Origin of the sequence: Kribbella sp. NBC_00382 (genome assembly GCF_036067295.1) — a bacterium.
Classification (GTDB): Bacteria; Actinomycetota; Actinomycetes; order Propionibacteriales; family Kribbellaceae; genus Kribbella.
Window position 1 is genome coordinate 5,141,871 of record NZ_CP107954.1, and the last position, 20,406, is coordinate 5,162,276.

The window sequence follows — 20,406 nt, forward strand, 5'->3', positions numbered from 1 at the left end:
CGTCGACTCAGATGAAGGCGATGGCGCTCACCCCGAGGGTGATCCCCACCAGATAGGTGCCGAGGGCACCGATATCGCGGAGCGGACCGTGCGCGGCGAGGGTTTTCGCCGTCAGCATGCCGACGGCGTGCACGGTCCGTACCACGAGCGCCGCGATCGACAACGCGTCGACCCACCAGCTGTCGGACAGGGCCGAGCAGACCAGCAGCAGCACGATCATCGTCGGGATGTACTCCGCGGCGTTGCCGTGCGCCCGGACCGCGATGAGCAGCCGGTCGGCGGGGTCGGTCGAGGCCTGGGGTCCGCCGTTCTTGCCGCGGGTCACCCGCCACCGGGTGACGTTCGCGCCGAGCAGGAACAGCAGTACACCCATCAGGGCGATGCAGACGATCGTGGTAGTGGTCATGCGAGTACTCCTTCGAGATGGCGGCTCGAGGTGGCGAGCCGGTTGACGATCGTGTGACTGAGTTGAGTGCCGAGCAGGGCGTCGGTCTTGTGCATGCCGCCGGGACACGTGACGTTGACCTCGATCAGGCGGCCGCCGATCACGTCCAGGCCGGCGATGGCGATTCCGTGCTGGAGCAGGTGTGGGCGGAGTGCCGCGACGATCGCCCGGTCGGCGTCGTCGATGTCGGCAGGCGCGACGGGCGGGCCGATCCGGAAGTCGTCGGCGCACGGCCTGCGGAGTACGGCGCCGACGATCTCGGCATCGAGCAGGAACAGCCGTTTGTTGCCGTGCTCAACGGCTGGGAGGTACTGCTGGGCGATCACCTGACGACGGCCGCCATGCGTGGCCGACTCCAGGAGCGAGGTGGCTGCGTGGTCGTTGCCGACCAGCCAGACATCGAGGCCGGCAAAACCGTCGACGGGCTTCACGACCGCAGTACCAACGGTCTCCAAGAACTCCCGCAGGCCGGTGACGTCGGCGCTGATGTACGTCGGTGGGCAGAGCTCGGGGAAGCGCAAAGCGATCAGCTTCTCGTGCACAGCCCGGATCCCGTCGGGGCGGTTGATCACCGGCGTACCGGCGAGGTCGAGCAGGTAGGTGGTGTGGAGGTAGCGCTCGTCGACGGGCGGGTCGATCCGGAGCTGCACCAGGTCGAAGGTGGCGACCTCGACGACAGCGACGGCGAGCTCGTCGTACCAGTGGGAATCGACGATCCAGCGGTGATCACCACCGGCCGGATGTCGCGGCCGGAGCCTGATCCGCTGAGCCCGTGCGTGAAGCTTGCCGTTGGCAACGATGAGGTCGGCGGGCTCGCAGCACCAGACGTCGAGGCCGAGGTCCTGGGTCGCGCTCATCAGGCCGATGGTGGCGTCGACGTCGGCCTGCAGGCCGTTGAGTGGGTCGGTGACGAAGAGGACGCTGTTCATGCGGCCGGCTCCAATTCAGGTAGTAGCAGGCGGCCTCGGCCCATCGCGGCGGCGTGCCAATGGTCGGCCAGGTGAGGTTGCTCGGATTCGAGTTGGCGCAACGTTCGGCGGCGGAGCTCGTCGTCGTACATGAGGTTCGCGAGAGCCGTGATCACTGGGCCGACCGTCGCGGGTTCCTGGGCGTCGAGGAAACGGACCTCCAGATACGTCCCGCGCGGGCGGACTGGTGGGAACAGCGTGGTGAGGTGGTCGGCCGGGCCGCCGGTGACGAAGACCTCGGCTGCTGCTGCGAATTCGGCGTACGCCGTCACTGGATCGCCTCGCAGCAGCCGGTCGTCGAAGCCGGTCCGATCGGGATCGGTGCGCAGCCAGGTGGTGAGCCTGCTGTCCAAGCCGGAGCTCCTGGCGAATCTCGCGGCCAGAAAGGGCCCTGCGAGGTTGAGGACTCGCCATTGCTCGATGCCGGCCGCGCCGGGCCACCAGTCCAGGCATACCTGGGTGGAGGCGGTTCGGCGCATCATGCGGCGGCCGGCCGGGCCGATCGTGTCGAAGTGGCGATGCATCGCGACGTACCGAGGGGTCGTCAGTTGCAGCGGGACCTCGTGTTCGGGGCGTGGGTCGCAGGGGCTGGCGTCGAGTTGGATTCCGGCCTTGCCGAGGTGTTGCCGGAGGTCGTCGGTGAAGGCGCAGAGGTTGGCGGCCGGGTCGGGGGTGCAGGGCAGGCTCAGTTCGAGTTGGCCGCCGGGTTCGAAGGTGACGTAGGGGGTGGCGTGCGCAGTACCGGCTGCTTTGCGTACTCGGTCGATCGGTACGGCGGCGCCGGTGACTGCGTCGGCGACCAGAAACTCCTGTTCGACAGCGACGCGCGTGGTCCGCCGGCGGCCCCGGGCGAACAGGTCCGCCACGAGTGGGCGCAGCTCCTTGGTGTCCATCGTCGCTCCTGATACTGTAAGGATTCCTGTCGAAATATTGGAAGGAATCCTTACGGATGTCAAGGGCTGAGTTGCCGCGGCCGGATCGCAAGCCGCTGATCGCGCTGGTCGAGCGGGCGAATCGGGCCCTGCAGGCCGACATGGTGCGGATCGCTCATCTGCGCGGCCATCCGGAGGTCAAGCCGGCCCACAACTCCGTCTTCGGGACACTGTCCAGGGAGGGGTCTCGGGCCAGCGACATGGCCGAGCGGGTCGGAATCACCCGGCAATCGATGGGGGAGGTGGTCCGCGAGATGGTCGGCCTGGACATTCTCGAGATGCGCCCGGACCCCGAGGATCGGCGGGCCAAGCTGGTGACGTACTCCGAGCACGGGCTGGAGGTCGCGGCCGACGGCTATGGCCATCTGGTCGAACTCGAGCAGCGATTCACTGCCGAGTTCGGCGAAGCGGAGTACGAGATCGCCCGTGATGTCCTCAGCCGGATCGTGGACCTGCTGGACGACTGGGCCGCCGAGGAGGCCGGGCAGGAAGCCGTCGGCGAGTAGCTGACTTGACTCGTTCGTAGTCAGTGCCTACAGTCGTGATCAGAACCTGGACATCAAATATCCAGAATAAGCTGAGGAGAGGGCGACGATGGCGATGAGGATCTTCCTGGCGGGCGCATCCGGCCGGATCGGGCAGCGGCTGATCCCGCTGCTGGTCGAGGACGGGCACGTGGTCGGCGGTATGACCCGGTCGGCGGGCAAGACGGAACTGCTCGAACAGCTCGGGGCCGAGGCGATCCTGTGTGACGTCTTCGACCGCGAGGCACTGATCCAGGCGGTGACGGACTTCAAGCCCGACCTGATCCTGAACGAGCTGACCGACCTGCCGGACGACCTGGCGCGGATCGGCGAGCACGTCGAACTGAACGCCCGGATCCGAACCGAGGGTAACCAGAACCTGATCGACGCGGCACGGCAGGTCGGCTCGCCGAAGCTGCTGGTGCAGAGCGTCGCGTGGCAGCTGCCGGACGGACCTGACGCGACGGCGGTCGCCTCGCTCGAGAAGTCGGTGCTCGCCGAGGGCGGCGTCGTCCTGAGCTACGGGCAGTTCTACGGCCCGGGCAGCTACAACGAGCAGCAGATCCCCGCGGATCCGCGGGTGCAGATCGACCGCGCCGCTTCGCTCACTGTCGCCGCGCTGGGCGCGCCGTCGGGCGTCGTCGTCATCACCGACTAGGAGTTTGTCGTGTCAACACCAGAGACATCGCGGCGCCGCACGCTGCCTGCCGGACTCGCGCTGGCGGGTGCGGCGATCACCTTCACCAGCATGTACCTGGCGGCGGGCGCGCTGACACCGTTGCTCGTCGTCTACAAGGAGCGGTTCGATTTCGCTCCCTCGATGCTCACCTTGGCCTTCGCCGTCTATGCGATCGGCTTTCTCGCGGCCGTACTGACCGTAGGGTCGCTCTCCGACTATCTCGGTCGGCGGCCGGTACTGATCGGTGCGCTGGTCGTCCAGATCGCGTCGAACCTGCTCTTCCTGTTCGCCGCCGACGTCGGGTGGGTGATCGGCGGGCGGATCGTGCAGGGGGTGGCGAGTGGAGCCGCGACGAGCGCTTTCACGGCGATGCTCGTCGAGGTCGCGCCGGCGAATCGCAAGCGGCTCGGCACGATCCTCGGGAGCGTCGGGTTGACCGGCGGTCTCGGTGGCGGGTCGCTGCTTGCGGGGTTTGCCATCCAGTTCACGTCGTCGGCCAACACGATCATCTTCGTCGTACTGACGGTCGCGACTGTGCTGGGGATCGTCGTCGTCGCGTTCTCGCCGGAGAGCGTGCTGCGTGCGTCGGGGGCGGCGCGGTCGTTGATTCCGCGGATCTCGTTCCCTGCCGCGACTCGGCGGGAGTTTGCGGCTGCGGCCCCGGTGGTTGCTGCGGTCTGGATGCTTGCTGGGCTGTCGGGTGGGTTGGCGCCGAGCATGGTTCGGAGCGTCTTTCACTCGGACAGCAGCTTGTTGGGTGGGTTCGCTGGGTTCGTCGCGCCGGCGGTCTCGGCTGTGATCGGGTTGGCGTTTGCTGGGGTTGCGCCGCGACGGGCGATGACGATCGGGATCTACGCGTCGATCATCGGGGCTGCGGGCATCATCACCGGCGTACTGGTTGGCAGTCTGGCGGTCATGATCGTCGGGCAGGCCATTGCTGGGGTGGGCTTTGGTGCTTCGTTCACCGCTTCGCTGCGGCTCATTTTTCCGTTGGCTGCGGAGAATCAGCGGGCTGGGGTTGTCGCGGGGATCTACCTGGTGTCGTACCTGGCGCTGGGGGTGCCGATCGTGATCGAGGGGCAGTTGGTGGGTCCGCTTGGCGAGGTACCGGCCGTGTTCTGGTACACGGTTTTCGCGATTCTGCTGGCCTTGATCAGTCTCGTCGCTCAGCTGCGGCTCAAGAGCCAGGGATCGCCGGGGACCTTGTCCGGGCGGAACCCGTTGGATCCGGCCAAGGTGGCCGCTGAGGCGAGTCCCGCGGCGAGCGCTTCCGGTAGGTGAGCGTCGCTGCCGAAGGCGACGCGCTGGCCGCCCTCCTCCCGCCACCACCCGAGAATCGTCGGGTGGAGCGGGAGGCGGGTGTTGATCTCCAGGGCGCGATCACCGTCGGCCAGTGCTCTGAGGGCGTGCCGCAGTTCGTCTTCGAAGTCTTCTGGAGCGAAGGGGGTGGCGGTGTCGGGCCAGGAGCGGATGGGGTAGTCGATGTGGGCGAACACCTCGAACAGGTCCGAGCCGGCGACCATGCGCGGGATCTCGAGGAGGTACTCGCGGAAGACCTCGTCGGCGGGGCGGTGGGGGAAGAGCTCCCATGGTTCGGCGTACTCGGTGCCGTCGAGCAGGCAGTGCAGTGAGCCGAGCAGTCGGTCGAAGGTGCCTTGGGCAAGCAGTTTCTTGAGCTCGGCGTCGTGGAGGTGCGGCTGGCCGATCTCCATGCCGGTGAGGATCCGCAGGTCCGGGTACTTCGCTCGGCACTTGTCGACCGACTCCAGATAGCCCTGCGCGTCGAGCTCGGTGGCGTGCAGGATGCCGTCGGTGACGAGGTCGGGGAACTTGTCATCGAGGAAGCCGGCGCGGAAGGGCGTGTAGTCGACGTGCTCGGTGAAGGCGATCGATGGGAGGCCAAGCTCGACGGCTCGCGCGCAAGTCAGGTCCATCGCTCCTTGGTCGGCATCCCAGGAGTATTCGCTGTGGACATGGCCGTCGCCTGGCAGCTCCATGTCTGCATTCTGCCTCAGTCGAGGAGCTTGGCAAGGAGGATGCCGAGCCTCTTCTGCTCGGCGGGGGGCAGCTTGGCGGTGAGTGGGGCGAGGGCGTCGGCGATCTCGACGGTCAGGGTCGCGGCGAGGCGGTGGCCGGCCGGGGTGAGGCTGACGTGGACGGCTCTGGCGTCGTCCTTGCTCGCGGTACGGCGTACCAGCCCGCGTTTGGCCGAGCGGTCGACCAGGCCGCTCACCGAGGACCGGTCGAGGCCCAGGTGGGCGGCGAGCTCGGCCATCTTGGGCTGATGGTCGCGCAGGATCGCGAGGACCCGCAGTTGAGTGAGCGACAGGTCGTGCGCGGCGGCCGCTTGGCTCAGCACGGCCATCACGGTGAACGACGTCTGCACCAGGCGGTCGAGCGTTTCGGCTTCTGCGTCCATGGACTCAGCCTAGCTTGCAATAGGTTGGAATACCATCTAATTTAGATGGTAATACCACTCATCTTCAGGAGGCATCATGCGCGCTGCTGTCGTTACTTCGTTCGGTACTCCGCCGTCCTGTCAGGACTTTCCCGTTCCGGTGCCTGGGGCGCCGTCGCAGGAGCTGGTTGAGGTGGTCGCGGCCGGGCTGCATCCGCGAGTGCGGTCGCAGGCGGCGGGGTCGCACTACACGAGCTCGGACGAGTTGCCGCTGGTGCCGGGGATCGATGGGGTTGGGCGCTTCGCCGACGGGACATTGCGGTACTTCGTACTGCCCGACACGACGATGGGCGCGATGGCCGAGCGGACGCTGGTCGACGTACGGCGCAGTGTCGTGCTGCCCGAGGGGACGGATCCGGTGGTGATCGCGGCGGCGATGAATCCGGCGATGTCTTCGTGGGTGGCGTTGCGGCGGCGGATCAGCTTCGAGGCGGGGCAGAGTGTTCTGGTGCTTGGTGCGACGGGCAATGCGGGGCGGCTGGCTGTTGAGGTCGCCAAGCATCTTGGTGCGGGGCGGGTGATCGCGGCTGGGCGTCGCGCCGATCGGCTTGCTGCGTTGTCGAGTGCTGATGTGACGGTTTCTTTGGGTGATGAGCGGCTTGGTGAGGTGGCGGCGGAGGTTGATGTCGTCATCGACTACCTGTGGGGAGAGCCCACTGCCGAGGCGATGCGCGCCGTCGTGACGGGCCGGAGTGATCGCGATCGGCCGTTGAGCTGGATCGAGGTGGGGTCGGTCGCGGGGCCGACTGCGGCTATTCCGTCGGCCGCTTTGCGCGCTGCTCGGCTGCAGATCGTGGGGAGTGGGCAAGGGTCTGTGCCGACGCGCGACATTCTGGCGGAGTTGCCTGCGCTCGCTGAGGTGATCACGGCCGGGGGTCTGCAGATCGACGCTCGGGCGGTGCCGCTTGCTGAGGTCGAGGCGGCGTGGAAGGAGACGGACGCTTCGCAGCGTCTTGTCATCACGCCCTAACGTTTCGGTTATGCAGCTCACTGACTACCAGCGTTCGCTCCTCACGCAGCTGGCAGACCTGGCGGTCCCGCGAGATGACTACCCCTCGGCCGCTGACGTGGGTGCTGTCGCCTTTATCGAGCGAGTGCTCGCTGAAGACCGGCCCGACTGGCGGTCGCGCGTCGACCGCGCCCTGAATGCGGTCGCCGCAGCGCGGTCTGCCCTTGGCCCAGTTGCTCAGCCTCAAGCCCCGGGCGCCGCGGCTGGTGGTGGGCTGGAGCGTGTGCTCGACGATCCCGATGTTGCGTGGCTTGTGCGGCTGTTTGCGCAGGGGTATTACTCCTCGGCGGCGAGCTGGCCGATGGTTGGGTGGCGACCTGATGCCGGTGGTGCTTGGTCGGCGACGGAGACGGAGCTTGCGGTGACGCCTCGGGCTGCGGTTGCTGATCGGTATGACTGTGTGGTCATCGGATCGGGAGCTGGTGGCGGTACGGCGGCGCAGGTGCTGGCGGAGTCGGGGCGGTCGGTGCTGGTGGTGGAGACGGGTGGCTATCCGTCGACGGCCGCGTTGGCAAGCGATCACCTTCGCAATCCCCGGTCGGTGGTTGGGCTTCCGGCGCCGACGGATCCTGATGCGGCGGGGCGGCCGCGGGTGTCCGTCGTCGACGGAGTGGCGAGTGTGGTGTTGCCGCCCGATGGTGGGTGGGGGAACAATGCGTTCACGGTCGGCGGTGGTACTCGGGTCTATGGCGCGCAGGCTTGGCGGTTTGCGCTGCTCGACTTCACGATGGCTAGCGCGTACGGCGTACCGGAGGGAAGTGGGTTGGCCGATTGGCCGATCACGTACGCCGAACTCGAGCCGTACTACAGCCTGGCCGAGCAGCGATTCGGGGTGAGTGGCGGCGGGGTCGACCCGTGGCATGGTCCGCGCTCGATTCCGTTGCCGATGCCGCCCCTGCCGCGCACCGTGCCGGCGCGATTGCTGGCGGCTGCGGCGGATCGGCTGGGGTGGGGGACTCTCGACGTACCGCTGCTGATCAACTCGGTCGACTATCAGGGGCGGCCGGGATGCGCGCGCTGCGGGCAATGCGTCGGATTCGCCTGCCCGGTGGAGGCCAAGTCGGGTACTCACAACACTGCGCTGCCGGCCGCGTTGGCGACCGGGTTATGCACGCTCGTCACCGAGACGACCGCCTCGCGCCTGGTGACCGACGATCGCGGCCGGGTCGTCGGCGTCGAGCTTGTTGCCTTCGACAACGGCCGCGTCTGGCGGCGTACCGTCGACTGCGCCGAAGTCGTCGTCGCAGCGGGTGCCACCGAGACGCCGCGGTTGCTACTCAACAGCGCGCATCCCCTTGAACCACAGGGAATCGGCAACAATCACGACCAGGTCGGCCGGTACCTCCAAGCCCACGTCTATGCGGGCGCTACCGGCCTGTTCGACGAAGAGGTGACCGACCTGATCGGCCCCGGAGTCTCGATCGCGACCTGCGACTTCCGCCACGGCAACGAGGGCATCATCGGCGGCGGCATGCTCGCCAACGAGTTCGTCCCCACCCCGGCAGCGACGTACGACTACCTGACCTCCGCCGGCCTGATCCCGCGAGCAGGCGCCGAAGCCAAACAAGCGATGCGCCACGAGTCCCGCCGGATGATGCGAGTCGTAGGCCCCATCCAAGAAGTCACCTCACCCGACTCCCGAGTCCAGCTCGACCCCTCGGTGACCGACCGCTTCGGCCTTCCTGTCGCCCGGATCAGCGGTTCCATCCACCCCGAAGACCTCCGCACCCAAGCCTTCATGAGCGCCAAAGCCCGAACCTGGCTCCAAGAAGCCGGCGCCACCCGTACCGCCATCTCCGCCCTCACCACCACCAGCCGAGCCAGCGTCGGCCAACACCAAGCAGGCACCTGCCGAATGGGCACCGACCCCACCAACTCGGTCACCACCCCCAACGGCAACCTCTGGACCCACAACAACGTCTACCTGACCGACGCCTCCCTCCACGTAACCAACGGCGGCGTAAACCCAGTCCTAACCATCCTCGCCAACGCCCTCCGCATCACCACCCACCTGACGCGGAGGTGAGCGAACTACGCGTTGGTGAGGGCTGTGTGTTTGCCGGTGGTTAGGGATTGGCCTCGGTCGATCATTTGTTCGGCGATTCGGTCTACCGCGGTGGAGAAGGCGGGGGCGTTGTCGGGGTCCCAGTCTTCCAGGCGGGCCAGGATCCAGGTGCGGTAGGCGCCGACGAAGCGTTGGAAGAGTTCCAGGCCGGTTTGGGTGAAGCGGTAGTGGCCCAGGGTTTCGGACAGGTAGCCGTCGGCAACTAGTTGCGTCGCCAGGGGTTCGAAGACGCCTGGCGGGACCTTCAGGTCGCCGGTGATTTCTTGCAGGGTGGCTGAGCCGCTCTCGGCGCCACCGCGGAAGACGCGCATGATCATCCAGGCTTGGGCGATCGAGAGCGGGATGCCGGACTCGGCCAGTACTTCGGGGCCGGGGTTGCGCTTGTGGTTCTGGACCACGAGCGCGAACAGCTTCTGCAGCTCGTGTTCCGAGTCGAACGACGCCGGTGCCGCGAAGCTGTCGCCGACCCCGGAGTTGCCGCCGGCCGCGACCCGTGCGGTGTCGCGGAGCGGGACCTCCTTCAGCAGCAGGGCAACCACAAACCCAACAACAGCAACCGGTACTGCGGCCAAGAACACCACATGCAGCGCATCCGCATAAGCCGCCGTGATCGGTTCACGAGCCGCCTCAGGCAGCGAACGCACCCCCTCGACCGAAGCCGCCAACCGCGGATCGACCCCAGGAGGAATCGCCCCGGCCAGCTTGTCGGGAAGTGTCGATGCATAAAACGACCCGAAGACCGCAACCCCAAACGAGCTCCCCATCGTCCGCAAGAAGCTCACGCCAGACGTGGCCACCCCGAGATCCGCATAGTCGACCGTGCTCTGGACGACGACGGTCGGCACCGGCATGCACAGGCCGACACCGAGGCCCAGTACGACCATGAAGCCCGCTGTGGTCACGTACGACGTGTGGTTGGTCAGCAGCGACAACAGGTAAAGCCCACCAGCGATCAGCACCGTCCCAACGATCGGGAACAGCCGGTACCGCCCTGTCTTGCTGATGATCGTGCCGACCGCGATGGATGCGACCAGCAGCCCGACCACCAGCGGCAGCATCTGCAGCCCGGACTCCGTGGCCGAGGCACCGTGCACGTACTGCAGGTACGTCGGCAGGAACGTGACTCCGCCCAGCATCGCGAACCCGATGATGAAGCTCAGCAACGCGCAGACCGAGAACACCCTGGACTTGAACAACCGCATCGGCAGCAACGGCTCGGCGGCCCGCAGCTCGACCATGATGAACAGCCTGAGCGCGATCAGCGACCCGATCGTCATCGCGATGATCGTCGGCGAGAGCCACTCGTACTCGTTCCCGCCCCAGGTCGTCACCAGCGTCAGCCCGGTCGCCGCCAGCCCGATCAGCAGGATGCCGGCATAGTCGATCGCCGGTTTCACCGCGGCCTTCACCGACGGCAGCGTGATGGCCGCGACGATCAGCACGATGACACCCAGCGGCAGGTTCACGTAGAACGCCCACCGCCAGCTCAGCTGGTCGACGAACAGCCCGCCGAGCAGCGGCCCGGCCACGGTGGAGACGCCGAAGACCGAGCCGATGAACCCCTGGTACTTCCCGCGCTCGCTCAACGGCACGACGTCCGCGATCACCGCCGTAGCGGTCACCATCAGCCCACCGGCACCGAGTCCCTGGACCGCCCGCGACCCGACCAGCCAGAGCATGTCGTTCGCCATCCCGCACAGCGCAGAGCCGGCCAGGAACAGCACGACGCTGATCAGGAACATCCGTTTGCGCCCGTACAGGTCGCCGAACTTGCCGACCAGCGCCGTCATGATGGTCTCGGCCAGCAGATAAGCCGTCACCACCCAGGACAGGTGGTTGGCGCCGCCGAGATCGCTGACGATGGTCGGCAACGCGGTCGCCACGATCGTCTGGTCGAGGGCCGCGAGCAGCATTCCGAGCATGATCGCGACCACCACGGCGTTCTGGGTGGCTTTTCCGACGGGCTGAGCCTCGGTGTCCATGAGCTGAATGTAGCGACTCGGCGACGGAGCGCTACCACGGAATCACCGCGATCGGGTCTCAGAATTTCCGGCCCGTACGATGGTCAGGTGCCATCGACACTGCCCGAGGGGGAGGTTGCGCCCCGGGACGGGTCGCTGCCGGAGCCGGCCATCCATGAGGCCGCCACCAGGCCTTTCGGGTTCTACCTGCACGTCCCGTTCTGCGCCGCGCGCTGCGGCTACTGCGACTTCAACACGTACACCGCCAAGGAGCTCGGCGGCGGTGGTTCGCAGGCGTCGTACGCCGAAACCGCCGTGGCGGAGGTCCGACTGGCCCGCAAGGTGCTCGGCGACCTCGATCGGCCGGTCGACACGGTCTTCTTCGGCGGCGGTACGCCGACCCTGCTGCCGGCCGAGGATCTGGGCCGGATGCTGGCCGCCGTACGGGACGAGTTCGGGCTGGCTCCCGGCGCCGAGGTGACGACCGAGGCGAATCCCGAGTCCGTCGATCCGGCGTACCTGGCCGCGATCCGCGAGGCGGGCTTCAACCGCGTCTCGTTCGGCATGCAGAGTGCGACCCCGCACGTGCTTCAGATCCTCGATCGCAAACACACGCCCGGGCGAGCGCTCGAGGCAGCCAAGGAAGCGACCGCGGCCGGATTCGAGCACGTCAACCTCGACCTGATCTACGGCACGCCAGGCGAATCGCTCGACGACTGGCGCCGATCCCTCGAGTCCGCCTTGTCGGCCGAGCCGGACCACGTGAGCGCCTACGCGCTGATCGTGGAGGACGGCACCCAGCTCGCCCGCCGGGTACGCCGCGGCGAGCTGCCGATGCCCGATGACGACGATCTCGCCGACAAGTACGTGCTCGCCGACGACCTGCTCACCAGCGCCGGTCTCGGCTGGTACGAGGTCTCGAACTGGGCCCGTACTCCGGAAGCCCGCTGCCGCCACAATGAGCTCTACTGGCGTGGCGACACCTGGTGGGGGATCGGCCCCGGCGCCCACAGCCACGTCGGCGGAGTCCGTTGGTGGAACGTCAAGCACCCCACCGCGTACGCCGAGAGGCTCGCGGCAGGCGACAGCCCGGCGTACGCGAGAGAGACCCTGGATGCCGAGACGCGCCGGGTCGAGCGGGTCCTGCTCGAGATCCGGCTGGCCGACGGACTGCCGCTGGACGTCCTGGACGAGGCCGGCCGACAAGCCGTGAAGGATGCGGTGGGCAACGACCTGCTGATCGAGCGAACCGGCCGGCTGATGCTCACGCGCCGTGGTCGGCTGCTGGCCGACGCCGTCGTTCGTGACTTGTTGCCGTAATCCGGAACTGCCAGGAAAAAGGCAGGAAAACAGCGATCCGTCACCGGCGTGGTTCGCACCGTGACGATTTACGCGGCTATGTACTGACGAAGTGGTTCCGGTATCTCAGCGTGACCATGTGGTCCTTGACACATTCAGTTGAAACGCTCGAAACTCAATCCACTTTCCCTCAACGAAAGCGCTCTCAACCCGTCCTCTGTAACAGGGAGCATTTCCCATGCGGCCCAGTGCCCGCCAACGCAGCGCCGTAGTGGCCCTCGCCTGCAGCCTCGCCCTGCTCGCGTCCGCCTGCGGCGGCAGCAGCGACCAGCAGTCCTCCTCGGATTCCGGATCCGGCGACGACGGCCCGAAGATCGAACTGACCATCGCGACGTTCAACGAGTTCGGTTACGACGACCTGTACCGCGAGTACGAGGCCGAGCACCCGAACATCAAGATCACGCCGCGCAAGGCCAAGACGGTCGACGAGCACATCAAGAACCTCGACACGAACCTGGCCGCCGGTTCCGGGCTGGCCGACATCGAGGCGATGGAGGTCAGCTGGATCTACAACTACCTGGCCAAGGCCGACAAGTTCGTCGACCTGCGTGACTTCGGTGCGAACGATCTGGCCAACCGATGGCTGGACTGGAAGACCGCGGGCGCGACCACCACCGACGGCAAGATCATCGGCTACGGCACCGACATCGGCCCGGAGGCGATCTGCTACCGCAAGGACCTGTTCGCCAAGGCCGGTCTGCCGACCGACCGGGCGGCCGTCGCCAAGCTGTTCCCGGACTGGACGTCGTACTTCGCCACCGGCCGCAAGTTCAAGGCCAAGGTGCCGGGCTCGGCCTGGTACAGCACCTCGGTGCTGACCTGGGAGGCGATGCGCAACCAGCTGATCGAGGCCTACTACTCGAACAACGACCGGTACCTCGGTGACGAGAACCCGCTGCTGAAGAAGACCTGGGACCAGATCGTCCAGGGCTACGAGGACGGTCTGTCGGCCAAGCTGCCGGCCTGGACCGATCCGTGGACGAAGTCCTTCCGCAGTGACGCGTTCGCCACGATGGCCTGCCCGGGCTGGCTGCTCGGTGTGATCCAGGAGAACGCCGCCACCTTCGGCAAGGGCAAGTGGGACGTCGCCGACGTGTTCCCCGGCGGCGGTGGCAACTGGGGTGGGTCGTACCTGACCATTCCGAAGCAGTCGACCAACCCGGCCGAGGCGGCCAAGCTGGCCGCCTGGCTGACCGCGCCGGAGCAGCAGATCAAGGTGTTCAAGAAGATCGGCTCGTTCCCCTCCACCCTCGACGCGTACGACGCGCCGCAGGTGAAGAGCCAGGTGAACGCGTACTTCAACAACGCGCCGGTCGGCAAGATCTTCATCAACCGGGCCAAGAACGTGATCCTCAAACAGCACAAGGGACCGCGCGACGGTGAGATCAACAAGGTCTTCTCCGACGCGCTGACCCGGGTCGACGAGGGCAAGCAGAAACCCGACGACGCCTGGAAGCAGGCGCTGCGCGAGGCGGACAAGGCGGCCAACACCCGCAAGGGCGGGTAGGCCGGATCCGCAGACCTGCCCCGGCCGTTACGGCGGTGTTTCCGGCGGCCAGGCCCCGATTGGTACTACGGTGGCAAGGTCAGAATCAGCCGGGGGAGGTCCGTAGTCGATGCAGGGTCTGGGCAGTGGGTCTCCGACGCTGGAGCAGGTGGCTGCGCTGGCAGGAGTCTCGCGCGCGACCGTGTCCCGGGTGGTGAACGGATCGCCGAAGGTACTGCCGGAGACGGTGGCGGCGGTGGAGCGCGCGATCGGCGAGCTCGGCTACGTGCCGAACCGGGCGGCCCGCGCGCTGGTGACGCGCCGGACGGACTCGGTCGCGCTGGTGGTCCCCGAGCCGGACAGCCGGGTCTTCTCGGACCCGTTCTTCGCCGGCATCCTGCGCGGGATCAGCATGACGCTGGCACCGACCTCGTCGCAGCTCGTGCTGCTGATCGAGCCCGCCGAGGGTGACGACCAACGCCTGCTGCGGTACCTGCGCGGCGGGCACGTGGACGGCGCGATCATCGTCAGCCACCACGGTCGCGACAACGTGCTGCAGGAACTCGCCCAGCTGCCGCTGCCGATCGTGTTCAGCGCCCGGCCGCTCGGCGTCGAAGTACCGGTGGCGAGCGTCGACGTGGACAACGTCGCCGGAGCCCGGACCGCGGTCGAGTATCTGCTGTCCAAGGGACGCCGCAAGCTCGGTACGGTGGCCGGCCCGCTCGACATGACGGCCGGCCTCGACCGCCTCACCGGGTACCAGGAAGCGATGAAAGAGGCCGGGATCGAGCAGGCGGTTGCCTATGGCGACTTCACCGCCGACGGTGGTGAGCAGGCGACGTTGCGGCTGCTCGACCAGCATCCTGACCTCGACGGGATCTTCGTCGCCAACGACCTGATGGCCACGGCGACCCTGCGCGTGCTCTCCCATCTCGGCAAGCGGGTGCCCGAGGATGTCGCGGTGGTCGGATTCGACGACTCCGTCGTGGCGACGACGACCACGCCGATGCTGACCACCGTGCGCCAGCCGGTCGAGAAGCTCGGCGCCCGGCTGGCCGAGATGCTGCTGGCGAAGCTCGCGGGTGCTGACCTGACCAGCCCGGAGATCTACGACACCGAGCTGATTGTGCGCGGTTCCGCTTAAGGCGGATCATTCTGGAACTGGAATTGCACCCGGACCGAGCCGTCGAGCGGTACGATGAGGGTCGTGTTCGCCGCGTTCCACTGCTGCGGCACCAGGAACAGCCGGTTCTGCCCGACCACGAGCAGCCGCAGCCCGCGGTACCGGTAGTTGAAGCTCTGCTCGGTTCCGGTCCGGATCGACGTCTCCTCGATCCCGGGTGAGCGCAGCTGCAGCCGTTCCTTGGTGTCGAGGATGACGACCGGGAACTGCTTCAGGTTCTGTGCGTCCGACTTCGCCAGTCCGCGGCCGGAGTACTGCGCTGTCGTCGCCGTCGCCCAGAAGGCGCAGATCGTGGTGACGACGCCCAAGAGCACCAGGAGCACGTACTGCGGGGTGAGGCCGGCCGCCTTGCGATCGAAGTACGAGAGGTAGGCGAGTGTTGCCGCGGCCAGGCCGATCACGGCGGGGACCACCAGGGCGTAGTACGGGAGATGGCCGAGGAGGGGATAGCCGAGAAGCCCGACGACGCCGAGGAGCAGGAGCGCGATGGTGACGACCTTGGCGCGCCGGACCGTTGTGGCGGACGGCTGGATCGCGTTGTGCAGCAGGAGTCCGGCGACGGCGAGCAAGGTGAGGCCGAGCAACGGGACGAGCAGGGGCTGCGGGCTGCGCATCACGTAGTCCTGGGTGCGCAGGCCGATCGTGTCGACGTCGATCCCGAAGTACTCGTACTGCGCGCGAGCGGACACATAGCCGAAGTAGAAGAGCAATCCGCTGATCAGCGTCACCGGCGCGACGATGCGGGTCGCGAAGGTCACCCAGCGCTCGAGCTGGGACTGTTCGTCAGCCACTCGGCGGGCCTGGGGAGAAGGAGATCTGACTGCCCGGTACCTGGCCCTGCAGCGACGCGCAGTCCGCCTCGGTCGCGCATTCGGCGCTGGCCGAGACGATCAGCTGGGCGGCCTTGCCGGTGGCGATCTGCCGTACCCCGACGAAGCAGGGCTTGAAGGTGTTCGACTGCCAGACAAGGTCGCTGCCGCACGGTGGTGTCTTGTCGCCGCAGCCGGTCTGGTCCAGTTCGAAGACGCCGCCTGGTTCGAGATGCGGCGAGCCGACCTGGATCGTCGTACCGGCCGGGATCGGGTTGCGGCCGAGCCAGTTGACCTCGGCGCATTGGTAGCCGGTCTGGGTGCTCTCGACGTTGCCGCCGATCGGCGCCGACGCGATCTGGATCGACGGCTTCTGCTGCGTGGGCTGGGTCGTCTCCGGATCGGTGGGCTCCACTGGTGGCTCGCTGGGCTGGCTCGCGGCCGGGCTGTCCGTGGTCTCGATGGTGATCGGGTCGTCGCCAGAGCTGCTGCCGCCACAGCCGATCAGCAGCAGGAGCAGGCAGAACGCCATCAGCGAACGTGCAAGGGTCATGACAACGACCACCCCCATAGTCGGCCCTTGCCATCAGCATGCGCTCAAGGGCACTGCGCGACAACAGTTCGTGGTTTCTCGCTCTGTCGAAGGTCGTCGCGATCGTGGTAGATCTACCAACAGACAAGGGGGGATCCATGTCCGATCATGAGATCCGGATCGCGTTGGTGCTCAACGGTGGCGTCAGCCTGGCGGTCTGGATGGGTGGAGTCACGCACGAGCTGGACCTGATCCGGCGGGCGTCCGGTGCGGCCGGGGCACCGAAGGCACAGTCGTACGACAAGGAGCTCTCGACTCGGTGGCGCGAGCTCTGCCGTCGTGGCGGTGAGCATCGAAAGGTCGTGGTCGATGTCATCGCCGGTACGAGCGCCGGCGGGCTGAACGGATCGTTGCTCGCAACGGCTGTCTCGCACGGGTCGACGCTCGATCCGCCCGGTGCTGATGACGAGCGAGGGCCGTGGCTGCGGCAGCGGTGGGTCGGGCTCGGGTCGCTCGAGGTGGGCAAGCTGGTGCCTGCCTTCGGGGTCGCGTCGACGTCGGTGCTGGACGGCAAGTACTTCCTCAAGGAGCTGAAGAGTCTGCTCGATGGGGTCGCCAAGGCCGGCAAGACGACGGCGGCCGAGCCGGTCACCTTGTTCGTCACGGCGTCCGGGCTGGGGGTCCAGCAGTTCGAGGCGAAGGACGCGGCGGGGCAGGAGTTCGTCGTACCGGATCATCGGTACCTGTTCTGCTTCACCAGCGAGAAGGCAGCTGTCTATGACGGGGCCAAGCGCAAATTCTCGGTGAATGCGAAGAACGGGTTGGGGGACACGGATCTGCTCGCCCGGGCCGCCCGTGCGTCGGCGTCGTTCCCGGCGGCCTTCGGACCGGTACTGGAGACGCCGAAGATGGCCGCCGCGCCACCACGCGTCCAGCCGACGCAGGCGAAGTCGGGGACCTGGCTGGTCGACGGCGGGGTGCTCGACAACGCGCCCTTCGGGCCGGTGCTCGACGTGGTTGCGCGCCGGCCGGTCACCGGACGAGCCAGCCGCTACGTCCTGTACGTCGTACCGTCGGCCGGCATCGGTACTGCGGCCGAGACCCGGCTCGCCGATGCGAACGAACCCAACTGGCGGGTCTCGGCGATGTCAGCCGTGAAGTTCCCGCGGGAGGTGGATTTCCGGTCCGACGTGGAGCAGCTCGAACGGTTGCTGCTCGAGGCCGACGCGTCCTGGTCGGACTCGCAGCGGCTCTTCGATCGTTGCATCGAGCAACAGATCGAGCGGGACCGGCTGCGGCAGGCGGCCGGATTGCTGCAGCCTGCGTACGCACGAGGGCGGGCAGCGGGTGGCGTCTGGGAGGCCGTGACGATCGCGACACACGACCAGTCGACCGTGCTGGACGCGGCGACCGCGTTGTCGGAGGAGCAGATCGACGACATCCTCGACACCGATCATCCGTGGGTACCCGAGCCCGATGGGTCGATCGCGCCGCTGGTGAAGGATTTCGCTGGGAACCCCTGCTGGGCTTGGGGAACCGGCGCGGCCGAGCGGGTCGTCCGGCTGGTGTTGCGGTCGTTGCGGACCAAGATCGACAACGCTCCGCGCGAGCAACGCGCGGACCTCGAGCGCCGGTTGAAGGCGACGAGCGACAGCCTGCAGAAAGTACAGGCTGTTCGTGACGCGTTGTCCGACGAGCTTGCCGAGGCGGATCTGGATCTGCAGCCGGCCGGGGGAGCCGAGGCGGTCGCGGTCGCGCTGAACGACATCTTCGAGTCGTTGCAGGTGCAGCGGGCGCTGGGGGACGAGTTCGCGGAGCTGATCGCTGTCGTCGGTGACGAGGTCGTCGAGACGGCGCTCGAGGTCGAGATCGTCTCGCGCTGCACGTCGGCTCGGACGCCACAGCAGCGCAGCGCGCCGTTCCAGTTCCTGCGGCTCGGACCGGACATCCCGCTCATGCTGCTCGACTCGTTGCCGGCCGGGTCGATCGCCAACGACCTCAAGGAACGGATCCTGTACGGGTCTCAGGTCGGCCATTTCGGCGCCTTCGGGGCGGCCGACTGGCGGCGCTGGGATTGGCTGATGGGCCGGCTGCACTGTGTGGCGCATCTCGGGGCGATGCTCGGTGCTGAGCCGGACTGGATCCGCGAGACCCAGCGGCTGGTACTGGAGGCCGAGGAGTGGGAGCTGGACGATGTCGCCGAGCGGGTCCAGCGGCTGGCCAACGACTTCCCGGTCGACACTGGGCTGGCCGCGCTCACGACGATGCGGAACGAGCTCAACACCACTCGGGAGGGCATCGAGACGACCAGGGGACTGGCCGACCGGATGGTCGAGGTGTCGGGCGGGCTCGGGCCGGCGGTCGGGCACTGGATCAAGTCGATGGCGGGACGGAAGTACAAGCCGGATACGTGGTTGCTGCAGGTCGCCCGGTGGTTCACGGAGCCGGCCCGGTTCAGTTTGTGGCACCGGCTGGTGAAGCACCCGGAGCTGACGCCGGCGCGACGGCCGCTGATCTTCCAGCGGTGGTTGCCGGTGGCCTTGGTCGGTGCCGCGGTGCTGTTGCTGGTCGCGGCTGGTGTGGTCGATCTGGCGGCGATCCGGGTGGTGGCGGGCGTACTGGCTGGGGTCTTGCTGACTGTTGGAGTGGCGCTCTTCGTGGGGTCGCTCTTGATTCGCCGGCTGCGACGAAAGATCCGGGGGTGGATCGAGGAACGGGTGCCGGCGATCAGTCCTGCGTCACGAAATCGATGAGCTCCTCGACCCGGCCGAGCAGTTCCGGCTCCAGGTCGGCGTAGCTGCGGACCTTGGACAGGATGTGCTTCCAGGCGGCGGCGACGTCGGCCTGGTCGGTGGCCGGCCAGCCGAAGGTCTCCAGCACGCCTTTCTTCCACTCCTGACCGCGCGGGATTTTCGGCCAGGCGGCGATGCCGACCGAGGACGGCTTGATCGCTTCCCAGATGTCGATGTACGGGTGCCCGACGACCAGGACGTCCCGGTTGTTGATCTCGGCGGCGATCTTCGACTCCTTCGAGCCTTCGACCAGGTGGTCGACCAGCACGCCGAGCCGCCGCCCGGGCCCGGGCCGGAAGCGGCTGACGATGGCCGGCAGATCGTCGATGCCTTCCATGTACTCGACGACGACGCTCTCGATCCGCAGGTCGTCACCCCAGACCCGCTCGACCAGCTCGGCGTCGTGCCGACCCTCGACGTAGATCCGGCTGGCGCGCGCGACCTTGGCCCGCACGTTCGACACCGCCACCGACCCGGACGCCGTGTGCGTCTTCTTGGCCGGCGCGGCCTTCTTCGGCGCCACCAGGTTGACCGGCTTGCCGTCCACCCAGAACCCCGGCCCGAGCGGGTACGTCTTGATCTTGCCGTGCCGATCCTCGAGATCGACCACGCCGTGCTCCCACCGCACCACCGCCCCGACGTACCCGGAACTGGGTTCCTCGACCACCAGCCCCTTCTCGATCACCAGATCGACGGTCCGCCCGTTCTTGGGCTTCCGCCAATCCCCTGCCAGCACATCCCGCCCATACCGATCAGCCACCCCCCAACCGTAGGCGCTCAACACCCCCTTCCCCATCAACCACACACCACGATCCGACACCCAGGGGTGAATTCCCTTCGGGACAAGGGACTTGGGGAGGGTCCTACCCCCGAATCGGCACAATTGGCTCCCCGGCACCGGGGAAATCCCTCCCCAAACCGGTTCAGCCTGGTGTTGCCGGCTCGGCTGGCGGGTTTTGGTGCCGCTGGCGTGATGCTTGACGCCAGCGACCCGAAAACCTGCCACTGGCCGGCAAGCAAGGCCGCAGCCGGGGTGGTGCCCCACCCATCGGGATCGGCTGTGCCCATCCGGGGCCTCAACACGGGTCCGCCGGGCGTTGGTGGTGATCCTGTCGATTGTTGCCGGTCTTGTCAGCGGCTCCGTGACTAGGACGCTCAAGCAGCCCGGCGACGCGATCCAGAGTCCCTCACCATCAGCAACCCC

The 20,406-nt window shown here is 67.4% G+C and carries 18 protein-coding genes; 9 read left to right on the forward strand and 9 right to left on the reverse strand.

What is annotated here, in order from left to right; genetic code table 11:
- Positions 1–7: 7 nt before the first annotated feature.
- From OHA70_RS24725 to OHA70_RS24735, 3 genes are read right to left on the reverse strand one after another with little or no spacing between them, the layout of a single operon-like run.
- On the reverse strand, positions 8–406 hold the full coding sequence (locus tag OHA70_RS24725) for an MAPEG family protein (protein WP_328321575.1): 399 nt from the start codon (positions 404–406) through the stop codon (positions 8–10).
- Positions 403–1,374: a hypothetical protein gene (locus OHA70_RS24730; protein WP_328321576.1), complete on the reverse strand. Its 972-nt coding sequence runs from the start codon at positions 1,372–1,374 to the stop codon at positions 403–405. Before OHA70_RS24730 ends, OHA70_RS24725 begins: the two co-directional genes overlap by 4 nt.
- Positions 1,371–2,306, reverse strand: a complete 936-nt coding sequence (locus OHA70_RS24735; RefSeq protein ID WP_328321577.1) for a glutamate-cysteine ligase family protein — start codon at positions 2,304–2,306, stop codon at positions 1,371–1,373. The genes OHA70_RS24730 and OHA70_RS24735 overlap by 4 nt, the downstream gene beginning before the upstream one ends.
- Before the next feature lie 56 nt (positions 2,307–2,362).
- Here OHA70_RS24735 and OHA70_RS24740 point away from each other — a divergent pair, with 56 nt between their 5' ends.
- From OHA70_RS24740 to OHA70_RS24750, 3 genes are all read left to right on the forward strand, one after another.
- Positions 2,363–2,851, forward strand: a complete 489-nt coding sequence (locus OHA70_RS24740) for a MarR family winged helix-turn-helix transcriptional regulator (RefSeq protein ID WP_328321579.1) — start codon at positions 2,363–2,365, stop codon at positions 2,849–2,851.
- 88 nt (positions 2,852–2,939) lie between these two features.
- Positions 2,940–3,527, forward strand: a complete 588-nt coding sequence (locus OHA70_RS24745) for an NAD(P)H-binding protein (protein ID WP_328321581.1) — start codon at positions 2,940–2,942, stop codon at positions 3,525–3,527.
- A 9-nt stretch (positions 3,528–3,536) separates the two neighbouring features.
- Positions 3,537–4,829 carry an MFS transporter gene (locus OHA70_RS24750; protein WP_328321583.1) on the forward strand — a complete coding sequence of 431 codons (1,293 nt, stop codon included), beginning with the start codon at positions 3,537–3,539 and terminating at the stop codon, positions 4,827–4,829.
- Here OHA70_RS24750 and OHA70_RS24755 read toward each other — a convergent pair.
- Both OHA70_RS24755 and OHA70_RS24760 read right to left on the reverse strand, forming a co-directional pair.
- Positions 4,715–5,545, reverse strand: a complete 831-nt coding sequence (locus OHA70_RS24755; protein WP_328321585.1) for a PHP domain-containing protein — start codon at positions 5,543–5,545, stop codon at positions 4,715–4,717. The genes OHA70_RS24750 and OHA70_RS24755 overlap by 115 nt on opposite strands.
- Before the next feature lie 14 nt (positions 5,546–5,559).
- Positions 5,560–5,967, reverse strand: coding sequence for a MarR family winged helix-turn-helix transcriptional regulator (locus OHA70_RS24760; protein WP_328321587.1), 408 nt, complete (start codon positions 5,965–5,967; stop codon positions 5,560–5,562).
- Positions 5,968–6,043: 76 nt separating this feature from the next.
- Between OHA70_RS24760 and OHA70_RS24765 the strand changes: the two genes are divergently transcribed.
- Positions 6,044–6,976 (forward strand): quinone oxidoreductase family protein, encoded by a 933-nt coding sequence (locus tag OHA70_RS24765; RefSeq protein WP_328321589.1) that lies wholly within the window; start codon positions 6,044–6,046, stop codon positions 6,974–6,976.
- A 10-nt stretch (positions 6,977–6,986) separates the two neighbouring features.
- Positions 6,987–9,041 carry a GMC oxidoreductase gene (locus OHA70_RS24770; RefSeq protein WP_328321591.1) on the forward strand — a complete coding sequence of 685 codons (2,055 nt, stop codon included), beginning with the start codon at positions 6,987–6,989 and terminating at the stop codon, positions 9,039–9,041.
- Between the two features lie 5 nt (positions 9,042–9,046).
- Here the strand turns inward: OHA70_RS24770 and OHA70_RS24775 are convergent, their stop codons facing one another.
- Entirely contained in the window at positions 9,047–11,062 is a 2,016-nt protein-coding gene (locus tag OHA70_RS24775) for an MDR family MFS transporter (RefSeq protein WP_328321593.1), read from the reverse strand.
- Positions 11,063–11,149: 87 nt separating this feature from the next.
- Between OHA70_RS24775 and hemW the strand changes: the two genes are divergently transcribed.
- The 3 genes from hemW to OHA70_RS24790 all read left to right on the forward strand — a co-directional run bounded on the left by hemW (position 11,150) and on the right by OHA70_RS24790 (position 15,030).
- Positions 11,150–12,361 carry a radical SAM family heme chaperone HemW gene (hemW, locus tag OHA70_RS24780; RefSeq protein ID WP_328321595.1) on the forward strand — a complete coding sequence of 404 codons (1,212 nt, stop codon included), beginning with the start codon at positions 11,150–11,152 and terminating at the stop codon, positions 12,359–12,361.
- Positions 12,362–12,578: 217 nt separating this feature from the next.
- Entirely contained in the window at positions 12,579–13,907 is a 1,329-nt protein-coding gene (locus OHA70_RS24785) for an extracellular solute-binding protein (protein WP_328321598.1), read from the forward strand.
- Between the two features lie 109 nt (positions 13,908–14,016).
- On the forward strand, positions 14,017–15,030 hold the full coding sequence (locus tag OHA70_RS24790; RefSeq protein ID WP_328321600.1) for a LacI family DNA-binding transcriptional regulator: 1,014 nt from the start codon (positions 14,017–14,019) through the stop codon (positions 15,028–15,030).
- On the opposite strand, the gene OHA70_RS24795 is transcribed toward OHA70_RS24790, so the two are convergent.
- Both OHA70_RS24795 and OHA70_RS24800 read right to left on the reverse strand, forming a co-directional pair.
- Positions 15,027–15,860 carry a hypothetical protein gene (locus OHA70_RS24795; protein ID WP_328321602.1) on the reverse strand — a complete coding sequence of 278 codons (834 nt, stop codon included), beginning with the start codon at positions 15,858–15,860 and terminating at the stop codon, positions 15,027–15,029. The genes OHA70_RS24790 and OHA70_RS24795 overlap by 4 nt on opposite strands.
- Positions 15,853–16,431, reverse strand: coding sequence for a hypothetical protein (locus tag OHA70_RS24800; RefSeq protein ID WP_328321604.1), 579 nt, complete (start codon positions 16,429–16,431; stop codon positions 15,853–15,855). The genes OHA70_RS24795 and OHA70_RS24800 overlap by 8 nt, the downstream gene beginning before the upstream one ends.
- Positions 16,432–16,568: 137 nt before the next feature.
- On the opposite strand from OHA70_RS24800, the gene OHA70_RS24805 reads away from it, so the two are divergent.
- Positions 16,569–19,163, forward strand: a complete 2,595-nt coding sequence (locus OHA70_RS24805; RefSeq protein ID WP_328321606.1) for a DUF3376 domain-containing protein — start codon at positions 16,569–16,571, stop codon at positions 19,161–19,163.
- Here OHA70_RS24805 and OHA70_RS24810 read toward each other — a convergent pair.
- A complete protein-coding gene (locus OHA70_RS24810) occupies positions 19,138–19,998 on the reverse strand; it encodes a DUF3097 domain-containing protein (protein WP_328321608.1) in 861 nt (286 codons plus the stop codon). The genes OHA70_RS24805 and OHA70_RS24810 overlap by 26 nt on opposite strands.
- Positions 19,999–20,406 lie beyond the last annotated feature (408 nt).

Coding starts and splice junctions, on each gene's coding strand:
- OHA70_RS24745 (WP_328321581.1), top strand. CDS start 2,940: ATGGCGATGAGGATCTTCCTGGCGGGCGCATCCGGCCGGATCGGGCAG.
- OHA70_RS24725 (WP_328321575.1), bottom strand. CDS start 406: ATGACCACTACCACGATCGTCTGCATCGCCCTGATGGGTGTACTGCTG.
- OHA70_RS24790 (WP_328321600.1), top strand. CDS start 14,017: ATGCAGGGTCTGGGCAGTGGGTCTCCGACGCTGGAGCAGGTGGCTGCG.
- OHA70_RS24735 (WP_328321577.1), bottom strand. CDS start 2,306: ATGGACACCAAGGAGCTGCGCCCACTCGTGGCGGACCTGTTCGCCCGG.
- OHA70_RS24775 (WP_328321593.1), bottom strand. CDS start 11,062: ATGGACACCGAGGCTCAGCCCGTCGGAAAAGCCACCCAGAACGCCGTG.
- OHA70_RS24730 (WP_328321576.1), bottom strand. CDS start 1,374: ATGAACAGCGTCCTCTTCGTCACCGACCCACTCAACGGCCTGCAGGCC.
- OHA70_RS24805 (WP_328321606.1), top strand. CDS start 16,569: ATGTCCGATCATGAGATCCGGATCGCGTTGGTGCTCAACGGTGGCGTC.
- OHA70_RS24785 (WP_328321598.1), top strand. CDS start 12,579: ATGCGGCCCAGTGCCCGCCAACGCAGCGCCGTAGTGGCCCTCGCCTGC.
- OHA70_RS24760 (WP_328321587.1), bottom strand. CDS start 5,967: ATGGACGCAGAAGCCGAAACGCTCGACCGCCTGGTGCAGACGTCGTTC.
- OHA70_RS24740 (WP_328321579.1), top strand. CDS start 2,363: ATGTCAAGGGCTGAGTTGCCGCGGCCGGATCGCAAGCCGCTGATCGCG.
- OHA70_RS24755 (WP_328321585.1), bottom strand. CDS start 5,545: ATGGAGCTGCCAGGCGACGGCCATGTCCACAGCGAATACTCCTGGGAT.
- OHA70_RS24770 (WP_328321591.1), top strand. CDS start 6,987: ATGCAGCTCACTGACTACCAGCGTTCGCTCCTCACGCAGCTGGCAGAC.
- OHA70_RS24800 (WP_328321604.1), bottom strand. CDS start 16,431: ATGACCCTTGCACGTTCGCTGATGGCGTTCTGCCTGCTCCTGCTGCTG.
- OHA70_RS24765 (WP_328321589.1), top strand. CDS start 6,044: ATGCGCGCTGCTGTCGTTACTTCGTTCGGTACTCCGCCGTCCTGTCAG.
- OHA70_RS24810 (WP_328321608.1), bottom strand. CDS start 19,998: ATGGGGAAGGGGGTGTTGAGCGCCTACGGTTGGGGGGTGGCTGATCGG.